Below are 8,915 nucleotides of genomic sequence, written 5' to 3'. Positions count from 1 at the left end.
ACCATGTGTCCGGTCCGTACAGCCTGTGGAAAAGTCGTGCAGCATCAGCCTGCCTCCTGAGCTGCAAAAACAGAAAAAACGGCGCACCAATGAACGCCGTGGCGAATCGATCAGCAACTCAGCTGGCGCCAGGGCCAGTCGAACCACCAGATCTGCGAACCATGACTAGTTCGCCCCGGCCAGCAGTCGCACCAGATGCTGCACCAGCCATGAGCGCTTCGACATTGATATCCAAATACCCGGCCTTGTAGGACGTTACTGCAGGCATCCCTAAGATCTTACGTAGGATATTTACTGCATGGGAACTTATTATGTAGGACTTATGCACAATCAAATAGAATCCGAAAAGCAAAAACACTTTTTCACATTTGGCCGCTTGTCGATAGAAAATACTAAAGCTATAACGGACAGCAAACTATCAGAGCCAACGCCTTTTGAGTCCGAGCGCATAAAATCGTGCCAGAATAAAAATTATTGCGCTGCCGCCGCGACCAGGGCACCCCTGTAAACAGTAACGGCGCGCAAGAAGATTTTAAACAAGGGCATCGCAATACCAGACGACCAAGAACTCGGCTGCCCGCACAGGATTAAATTCAACTTCTGGAATACTAAATGAAAATTCTTATTACTGGCGGTGCTGGATACATCGGAAATACAATTGCGTTTGCTCTGGCTGATGCTGGTTATCATCCGATTATTCTCGACGAGCAACCTATAGAAAGTTGCAAACCATACACCCCATTTGACTACTATCAAGGCGACATTGCAGACAAGGCACTGCTGACAGAGATTGCGAGCGCACACCCTAACATCGCATTGGTTATACACTGCTCCGCGAAGATTGATGTGGCGGAGTCGACGTTGAACCCAGATATTTACTACGACAATAATTTTTCAAAATCGATTGTAATGATCGATCACTTGATCGACTTGGGAATCAACAAGCTAATATTAAGCGGCACTGCTTCTCTATACAGTTCCGACGTTGCCTATAGCTTCGACGAAAACACCACTCCAAACCCGACCAGCCCCTATGCCCGATCAAAATACTTTCTCGAATATGCTTTAAGCGACATCTCTAAAGCTCGAGACTTTCACTTTGCCATATTTAGATACTTCAATCCAATCGGAAGCGACCACAAACTAAGAACTGGCTTTAGAGGGAGTAACAAGAGCAGCCTATTAAACTCATTGATCCAGTGTGCTACCGTCAATAAGCCTTTTCAAATAAATGGCGTCGACTGGGATACACGTGACGGGTCGACCGTGAGAGATTTCGTGGATGTCCGTGACCTTGCGGACGCCCATGTTCTCGCTGCAGAGATATTTAGTAAACACAACTCGCCAGCTCCACTTAACAGGTTTGGTCTTCCCATCATAAATCTGGGCTCTGAGCAAGGTGTTACGGTTAAAGAGTTTGTCTCTGCCTTCACAAAGGCAACAAGATCTGATTTGGTTGTGGAAGTGGTCGGCCGCCGGCCAGGGGACATCATTGGTGGTTATGCATCCAGCAGGATAGCGCGCGAGCTACTCGGGTGGACCCCATCTATTTCGCTCGAAACCTCTATTCTTAATTCCATTCGCTGGGCGTCAAAATTATCATCTACTTAGTGTCAGCCATCAGCACCTGAGGATAAACATGAAGTTTCTGTGTACAGGCCTGGAGCTGGCCGACGCCAGCAGCCGCGGTTTCGACATCGACGGCCAAAAACTGTTCGCTGTGCGCCGGGACGGCCAGGTCTACGTCTATATCAACCGCTGCCCGCACCGTGGCGTTGGATTGGAATGGACCCCAGACCAGTTCCTGGACCCCAGCAACAGCCTGATCCAGTGCGCCACCCATGGCGCCCTGTTCCTGATCGAGGACGGCGAATGTGTCGCCGGCCCCTGCGCAGGGCAATCGCTGACCCGGGTCGATTGCCGCGAAGATGAACAAGGCATCTGGGTCAGCCTCTAACCGCCGAGCAATACGTCCAGACGCCGGTCCACCACCATTTCCTCATGGGTCAGGCGTACACCGTAGGCCAGCACTTCAACCCCGCACGCCACAGCCTCACGCAAGGCCTGTGCGTAGGCCGAATCGATTTCTTCTGCCGGACGCACGGCTTCGATACCGCTGAGATTGACGCAATACAACTGCACCGCGCGAATCCCGTCCCGCGCCAGATGGGCCAGTTCGCGCAAATGCTTGGCCCCGCGCTGGGTCACCGCATCGGGGAACGCTGCCACGGGCGTGCCGTCGTAGCCCAGGGTGACGCTTTTGACTTCCACGTACGCCGGCCCGCTCGGGTACTCGAGGCGGAAATCGATGCGACTGCTTTCCTGTCCGTAAGCGACTTCGCGTTTCAGCTCGGTGAAGCCGTTCAACTCGGTGATCACCCCCGCCCGCAGCGCCTCTTCGATCAAGCCATTGGCCCGCCCGGTATTCACGCAGAACAGGCGCCCTTGCGGGGTTTCGCCGATTTCCCAAGTGCCGGGCAACTTGCGTTTGGGGTCATTGGAGCGACTGAACCAGACCTGCCCGCCTTCGACCTGGCAATTGAGCATCGAGCCCGTGTTCGGGCAGTGAATGGTCAGCAACTCGCCATCGACGGTTTCGATGTCTGCGAGAAAACGCTTGTAGCGGCGAATCAGCCGACCTTCTTCGAGGGGGGGATGAAAAAGCATCAGCCTTGCCAGCTCCGCAGACCACGACCGATACGCTCCACCGCTTCCTGCAAGCGCTCGATATTTTGGGTGTAGGCAAAGCGCACGTGGTGCCCGGCCTGATACCGGCCGAAATCCAGCCCCGGCGTGATCGCGACATGTTCGGTTTCGAGGAAATGACGGCAGAACGCGAAGGCATCGCCGCCGAACTTGCTGATATCGGCGTACAGGTAGAAGGCGCCTTCCGGCTCGACGGCGATCCCGAAACCGAGATCTCTCAAGGCAGGCAACAGATAGTCCCGACGACGACAGAATTCGGCGCGGCGCTCTTCCAGAATCGCAATGGTGGCCGGCTCGAAACAGGCCAACGCTGCGTGCTGGGCCATGCTTGGTGCGCTGATGTAGAGATTTTGCGCAAGTTTCTCCAGCTCACTCACCGCCGCGTCCGGCGCCACCAGCCAGCCAAGACGCCAGCCGGTCATGCCGAAATACTTGGAAAAACTATTTAGCACAAAGGCACTGTCGTCGACTTCAAGCACGCTGGCCGCATCGGTGCCGTAAGTCAGGCCATGGTAGATCTCGTCCACCACCAGGTGACCGTGGCGCTGCTTGATGGCCTGGGACAGCCCCGCCAGCTCGTCGCGGGTGAGGATCGTGCCGGTCGGGTTGGCCGGCGAGGCCACCAGTGCGCCCACGCTGTCGTGATCCCAATGCCGCTCAATCAGGTCCGGCGTCAGCTGATAACGCACCTCCGGCCCTACCGGGACCAACTGCGCGGCACCTTCCACCAGGCGCAGGAAGTGCCGGTTGCACGGGTAACCCGGGTCGGCCAGCAACCAGTGTTTGCCCGGATCGACCAGCAAGGCACTGGCCAACAGCAATGCACCGGAACCGCCGGGGGTGATGAGGATGCGTCGCGGGTCGATGTTCAAGCCATGGCGCTGCTGATAAAACCCCGCAATGGCCTCGCGCAGTTCGGGGATTCCGCGGGCGGCGGTATAACGCGTTTTGCCCCCTTCCAGCGCGGCCTGCCCGGCGCGGATGATCGGCTCGGCGGTGGTGAAGTCCGGTTCGCCGATTTCCAGGTGGATCACATCGTGACCGGCAGCCTGCAATTCATTGGCCCGCGCCAGCAGCGCCATCACATGGAAAGGTTCGATCGCGCGACTGCGGGCACTGTAGGACTGAGCCATTGGCCTTCCTTCAACAGGGAAAAAGAAACGATTCTACCCAAGCGCAGGAACGAGCGAGAACCTAAAGCGGTCAGAGGCCTTATGACCCAGGTACAAACGAGCTGAGCGAGTGCTCAGGGTTTGACTAAAATCATTAATTGAGCAGGGTTTCAGAGCCACCAGGCAACGCTTTGCCATCATTTGCAAGCACCGCAGGCCGCGGCCTCGACATCCGGGAGTAGCGCGGTCTGATTTGATCTGGTAAGTTCGCCCGCTTGCAGCCGCAGGGCCGGCAGGTGCCGGTGATGGAGCAATCCTGCGCAGATGGATTACAAGAGTAGAGGCGGTCTATTTCATGTCCACCCAAGCAAAGCAACAAGCGAATCAGGCGATCAGCGGCTTCGAGCCCTATGTTCAGAAAGCTGGCGAAGAGTACATGGGCGAGCCCATGCGCAAGCACTTCACCAAGGTTCTGAATCAGTGGAAAAAAGAGCTGATGGAAGGTGTCGACAAGACTGTGGACCACATGAAGGACGAAGCGGCCAACTTCCCTGACCCGGCAGACCGTGCCAGCCAGGAAGAAGAGTTCGCCCTCGAGCTTCGAGCCCGCGATCGTGAGCGCAAGTTGATCAAGAAGATCGACAAGACGCTTCAGTTGATCGAAGACGAAGAATACGGCTGGTGTGAATCCTGCGGCATCGAGATCGGCGTCAAGCGCCTTGAGGCACGCCCTACCGCTGACCTGTGCATCGACTGCAAGACGCTGGCGGAAATCAAGGAAAAGCAAGTCGGCAAGTAATATCGACTTGAGTAAAGAACGGAGCGTGCGAACGCTCCGTTTTTGTTTCTGATATTTGCCGAGATCCGTGGAGTCTTCGCAATTGCCATCGCGAGCAAGCTTTGCTCCTACAAGGACTGGCACAATCGACTGTAGGAGCAAAGCTTGCTCGCGATGGCGGCCTACTGCCGTACTCAAACGATCGGACAGCCTGATATCCCCTTATGACCGCGATCTCCACCCCCACCTACATCGGCCGCTTCGCCCCCACGCCCAGTGGTCACCTGCACTTCGGTTCGCTGGTCGCCGCATTGGCTTCGTACCTCGACGCCCGCTCGGTGGGTGGCCGCTGGCTGATGCGCATGGAAGATCTCGACCCGCCCCGGGAAGAACCCGGCGCCCAGGCCGCGATCCTCAAGGCACTGGAGAGCTACGGTTTCGAGTGGGATGGCCAGATGGTGCGCCAGAGCGACCGCCACGAAGCCTATGCCGAAGTGCTCAATCGCCTGTTCAGCCAAGGCCTGGCCTACGCCTGTACCTGCTCGCGCAAACAATTGGAGCCGTACCACGGCATCTATCCAGGGTTGTGCCGCAATGCCGGACACGGCACCGAAGACGCCGCGATTCGTGTTCGCGTCCCCGAACTGGACTACCACTTCATCGATCGGGTGCAGGGCGAGTTCCATCAGCATCTGGGCCGGGATGTCGGCGATTTCGTGATTCGCCGGCGCGACGGGCTCTATGCTTATCAATTGGCGGTGGTGCTGGACGATGCCTGGCAAGGCATCACCGACATCGTCCGCGGTGCCGACCTGCTCGATTCCACGCCGCGCCAGCTCTATTTGCAGGAGCTACTTGGCCTGCGCCAGCCGCGGTACCTGCACATTCCGTTGATTACCCAACCCGATGGCAACAAGCTCGGCAAATCCTACCGTTCACCGCCGTTGACCGAAGACCAGGCTACACCGTTGTTGTTGCGAGCCCTGCGCGCCTTGGGACAAAAGCCCGGCGCCGAACTGGCCTACGCCACGCCGCGGGAAGTGCTGGACTGGGGCATTGCCCACTGGGACGCCCTGTCGATCCCGCGCACACTGAACCTGCCCGAGGCGCAGCTACAGTGATCGTGCTTGCAGTGGCGCGCCCATCCGTTACCATCGCCGCACGTTTTCGGGCACGGGCATAAAAAAGAGAGGCCGGGATGTACATCTATCGCTTGGTCCTGCTCCTGGTAGTGGGGATTTATCTGTTTTCCCCAGCCATCATGGATTGGTGGATCGACGCCACTGGCGCCTGGTATCGCCCTTATCTGCTCTGGCTGATCCTGATCGTAGTGACCTTCATCCTGCAGAGCCAAAAAGATGCCGATGAGCTTTAGCCTGACCCAGATGATCCTGATCAGCGCCGCGTACCTGGCGGTGCTGTTCGGCGTGGCCTGGGTCAGCGAACGGGGCATGATCCCGCGGGCGATCATTCGCCACCCGCTGACGTACACCCTGTCGCTGGGGGTCTACGCCAGTGCCTGGGCATTTTATGGCACCGTGGGCCTGGCCTATCAGTATGGCTACGGCTTCCTGTCCAGCTACCTGGGGGTTTCCGGCGCGTTTCTGCTGGCGCCGGTGTTGCTGTATCCGATCCTGAAGATCACCCGCACCTATCAGCTGTCGTCCCTGGCCGATCTGTTCGCGTTCCGCTTCCGCAGTACGTGGGCTGGCGCGCTGACCACGATTTTCATGCTGGTCGGGGTCCTGCCCCTGCTGGCGCTGCAGATCCAGGCGGTCGCCGATTCCATCGGCATCCTCACCCGCGAGCCGGTACAGCATCGCGTGGCGTTGAGTTTCTGCGCGCTGATCACGCTGTTCACGATTTTCTTCGGCTCCCGGCATATCGCCACCCGGGAAAAACATGAAGGCCTGGTGTTCGCGATTGCCTTCGAGTCGGTGATCAAGCTGATCGCCCTCGGCGGCGTCGGTCTCTATGCGCTGTATGGCGTATTCGACGGCCCGCAACAGCTGGAATTGTGGCTGCTGCAAAACCAGACCGCCCTGGCCGCGCTGCACACGCCACTGCAGGAAGGCCCCTGGCGCACGCTGCTGCTGGTGTTCTTCGCCTCGGCGATCGTCATGCCGCACATGTACCACATGACCTTCACCGAAAACCTCAACCCGCGCTCGCTGGTCAGCGCGAGCTGGGGCTTGCCGCTGTTCCTGCTGCTGATGAGCCTGGCGGTGCCGCTGATTCTCTGGGCCGGCCTGAAGCTCGGCGCCACCACCAACCCGGAATATTTCACCCTGGGCATCGGCATCGCAGCCAACAGCAAGGCCCTGGCATTGCTGGCCTATGTCGGCGGCCTGTCCGCCGCCAGCGGCCTGATCATCGTCACCACCCTGGCCCTGTCCGGCATGGCCCTGAACCACTTGGTGCTGCCGTTGTACCAGCCGCCGGCCGAAGGCAACATCTACCGCTGGCTGAAGTGGACCCGTCGCGCCCTGATCGTCGCCATCATCATGGCCGGCTACGGTTTCTACCTGCTGCTGGGCGCCGAGCAAGACCTGGCCAACCTCGGCATCGTCGCCTTCGTGGCCACGCTGCAGTTCCTGCCGGGCGTGCTGTCGGTCCTGTATTGGCCGACCGCCAACCGTCGCGGTTTCATCGCCGGACTGCTGGCGGGGATCCTGGTGTGGCTGGTGACCATGCTGCTACCGCTGGTCGGCAACCTGCAGGGCTTCTACATACCGTTGTTGAACATGATCTACGTGCTCGACGACACCAGTTGGCACATGGCCGCGATCGCCTCCCTGGCCGCCAACGTATTGATGTTCACCCTGATCTCGCTGTTCACCAATGCCAGCACCGAAGAGGCCAGCGCCGCCGAAGCCTGCGCCGTGGACAACGTGCGCCGCCCGCAACGCCGGGAACTGCACGCCGCCTCGCCACAGGAATTCGCCACCCAGCTGGCCAAACCGCTGGGGGCCAAGGCGGCGCAGAAGGAAGTCGAGCAGGCCCTGCGCGATCTCTACCTGCCCTTCGACGAGCGTCGGCCGTATGCCTTGCGCCGCTTGCGCGACCGGATCGAAGCCAACCTGTCCGGCCTGATGGGGCCGAGCGTGGCCCAGGACATGGTCGAGACGTTCCTGCCCTACAAGGCCGGCGGCGAAAACTATGTCACCGAGGACATCCACTTCATCGAAAGTCGCCTCGAGGACTACCATTCGCGCCTGACCGGCCTGGCCGCCGAACTCGATGCCCTGCGTCGCTATCACCGCCAAACCCTGCAGGAGTTGCCGATGGGCGTCTGCTCGCTGGCCAAGGACCAGGAAATCCTCATGTGGAACAAAGCCATGGAGGAATTGACCGGGATCGCCGCGCAGCGTGTGGTCGGTTCGCGCCTGAGCACCATTGCCGATCCGTGGAAAGCGCTGCTGCAAGGCTTCATCAACGTTCCGGATGAGCACTTGCACAAGCAGCACCTGGCCCTCGACGGCCAGACCCGCTGGCTGAACCTGCACAAGGCGGCGATCGACGAACCGCTCGCACCGGGCAACAGTGGCCTGGTTCTACTGGTGGAGGACCTGACTGAAACCCAGATGCTCGAAGACAAACTGGTGCATTCCGAGCGTCTGGCCAGCATCGGTCGTCTGGCCGCGGGGGTGGCCCATGAAATCGGCAACCCGATCACCGGTATCGCCTGCCTGGCGCAGAACCTGCGCGAAGAGCGCGAGGAAGACGGCGAACTCAAGGAAATCAGCGGGCAGATCCTCGAACAGACCAAGCGCGTCTCGCGCATCGTGCAGTCGCTGATGAGCTTCGCCCATGCCGGCAGCCACCAGCACAGCGACGAGCCCGTCTGTCTGGCGGAAGTGGCCCAGGACGCCATCGGTCTGCTGGCCCTGAACCGGCGCAATTTCGAAGTGCAGTTCTACAACCTGTGCGACCCCGATCACTGGGTCGAAGGCGATCCGCAGCGACTCGCCCAGGTATTGATCAACCTGCTCTCAAACGCCCGCGACGCCTCGCCTCCCGGCAGCGCGGTGCGGGTCAAGAGCGAAGCCGGCGAACACACGGTCGACCTGATCGTGGAAGACGAAGGCAGCGGCATTCCATCGAGCATCATGGATCGATTGTTCGAACCCTTCTTCACCACCAAGGACCCGGGTGAAGGTACCGGTCTGGGCCTTGCACTGGTCTATTCCATCGTTGAAGAGCATTATGGACAAATCACCATCGACAGCCCGGCTGATGTTCAGAGCCAACGCGGTACCCGTATCCGGGTGACCTTACCGCGTCATGTCGAAGCGACGTCCGCTGTGAACTGAGACCGT

8 protein-coding genes are annotated in these 8,915 nt (G+C 59.2%); 6 read left to right on the top strand and 2 right to left on the bottom strand.

What is annotated here, in order from left to right; all coding sequences use genetic code 11:
* Positions 1-612 precede the first annotated feature (612 nt).
* Together PMI35_RS19335 and PMI35_RS19340 are read left to right on the top strand one after the other, a co-directional pair.
* On the top strand, positions 613-1,611 hold the full coding sequence (locus tag PMI35_RS19335) for an NAD-dependent epimerase/dehydratase family protein (protein WP_008058391.1): 999 nt from the start codon (positions 613-615) through the stop codon (positions 1,609-1,611).
* A gap of 28 nt (positions 1,612-1,639) precedes the next feature.
* Positions 1,640-1,957 carry a Rieske (2Fe-2S) protein gene (locus PMI35_RS19340; protein WP_008058389.1) on the top strand — a complete coding sequence of 106 codons (318 nt, stop codon included), beginning with the start codon at positions 1,640-1,642 and terminating at the stop codon, positions 1,955-1,957.
* Here PMI35_RS19340 and sfsA read toward each other — a convergent pair.
* Together sfsA and PMI35_RS19350 are read right to left on the bottom strand one after the other, a co-directional pair.
* Positions 1,954-2,667 (bottom strand): DNA/RNA nuclease SfsA, encoded by a 714-nt coding sequence (gene sfsA, locus PMI35_RS19345; protein ID WP_008058388.1) that lies wholly within the window; start codon positions 2,665-2,667, stop codon positions 1,954-1,956. The two genes, PMI35_RS19340 and sfsA, sit on opposite strands and share 4 nt — an antisense overlap.
* Positions 2,667-3,839 carry a pyridoxal phosphate-dependent aminotransferase gene (locus PMI35_RS19350; RefSeq protein WP_008058387.1) on the bottom strand — a complete coding sequence of 391 codons (1,173 nt, stop codon included), beginning with the start codon at positions 3,837-3,839 and terminating at the stop codon, positions 2,667-2,669. The genes sfsA and PMI35_RS19350 overlap by 1 nt, the downstream gene beginning before the upstream one ends.
* Before the next feature lie 334 nt (positions 3,840-4,173).
* On the opposite strand from PMI35_RS19350, the gene dksA reads away from it, so the two are divergent.
* The 4 genes from dksA to PMI35_RS19370 all read left to right on the top strand — a co-directional run bounded on the left by dksA (position 4,174) and on the right by PMI35_RS19370 (position 8,909).
* On the top strand, positions 4,174-4,617 hold the full coding sequence (dksA, locus tag PMI35_RS19355; protein WP_008058386.1) for an RNA polymerase-binding protein DksA: 444 nt from the start codon (positions 4,174-4,176) through the stop codon (positions 4,615-4,617).
* Between the two features lie 203 nt (positions 4,618-4,820).
* Entirely contained in the window at positions 4,821-5,717 is an 897-nt protein-coding gene (gluQRS, locus tag PMI35_RS19360) for a tRNA glutamyl-Q(34) synthetase GluQRS (protein ID WP_008058385.1), read from the top strand.
* A gap of 77 nt (positions 5,718-5,794) precedes the next feature.
* Positions 5,795-5,971 (top strand): hypothetical protein, encoded by a 177-nt coding sequence (locus PMI35_RS34440; RefSeq protein WP_003176118.1) that lies wholly within the window; start codon positions 5,795-5,797, stop codon positions 5,969-5,971.
* Positions 5,955-8,909 carry a sensor histidine kinase gene (locus tag PMI35_RS19370; RefSeq protein ID WP_008058384.1) on the top strand — a complete coding sequence of 985 codons (2,955 nt, stop codon included), beginning with the start codon at positions 5,955-5,957 and terminating at the stop codon, positions 8,907-8,909. Before PMI35_RS34440 ends, PMI35_RS19370 begins: the two co-directional genes overlap by 17 nt.
* Positions 8,910-8,915 lie beyond the last annotated feature (6 nt).

It is taken from the genome of Pseudomonas sp. GM78, from assembly GCF_000282475.1.
Taxonomy (GTDB): domain Bacteria; phylum Pseudomonadota; class Gammaproteobacteria; order Pseudomonadales; family Pseudomonadaceae; genus Aquipseudomonas.
This window is presented reverse-complemented; position numbering and strand designations above follow the sequence as displayed.

What these genes read in the sequence shown, in the direction of transcription:
- PMI35_RS19335 (WP_008058391.1), top strand. Translation starts at nt 613, where the DNA reads ATGAAAATTCTTATTACTGGCGGTGCTGGATACATCGGAAATACAATT.
- PMI35_RS19340 (WP_008058389.1), top strand. Translation starts at nt 1,640, where the DNA reads ATGAAGTTTCTGTGTACAGGCCTGGAGCTGGCCGACGCCAGCAGCCGC.
- sfsA (WP_008058388.1), bottom strand. Translation starts at nt 2,667, where the DNA reads ATGCTTTTTCATCCCCCCCTCGAAGAAGGTCGGCTGATTCGCCGCTAC.
- PMI35_RS19350 (WP_008058387.1), bottom strand. Translation starts at nt 3,839, where the DNA reads ATGGCTCAGTCCTACAGTGCCCGCAGTCGCGCGATCGAACCTTTCCAT.
- dksA (WP_008058386.1), top strand. Translation starts at nt 4,174, where the DNA reads ATGTCCACCCAAGCAAAGCAACAAGCGAATCAGGCGATCAGCGGCTTC.
- gluQRS (WP_008058385.1), top strand. Translation starts at nt 4,821, where the DNA reads ATGACCGCGATCTCCACCCCCACCTACATCGGCCGCTTCGCCCCCACG.
- PMI35_RS34440 (WP_003176118.1), top strand. Translation starts at nt 5,795, where the DNA reads ATGTACATCTATCGCTTGGTCCTGCTCCTGGTAGTGGGGATTTATCTG.
- PMI35_RS19370 (WP_008058384.1), top strand. Translation starts at nt 5,955, where the DNA reads ATGCCGATGAGCTTTAGCCTGACCCAGATGATCCTGATCAGCGCCGCG.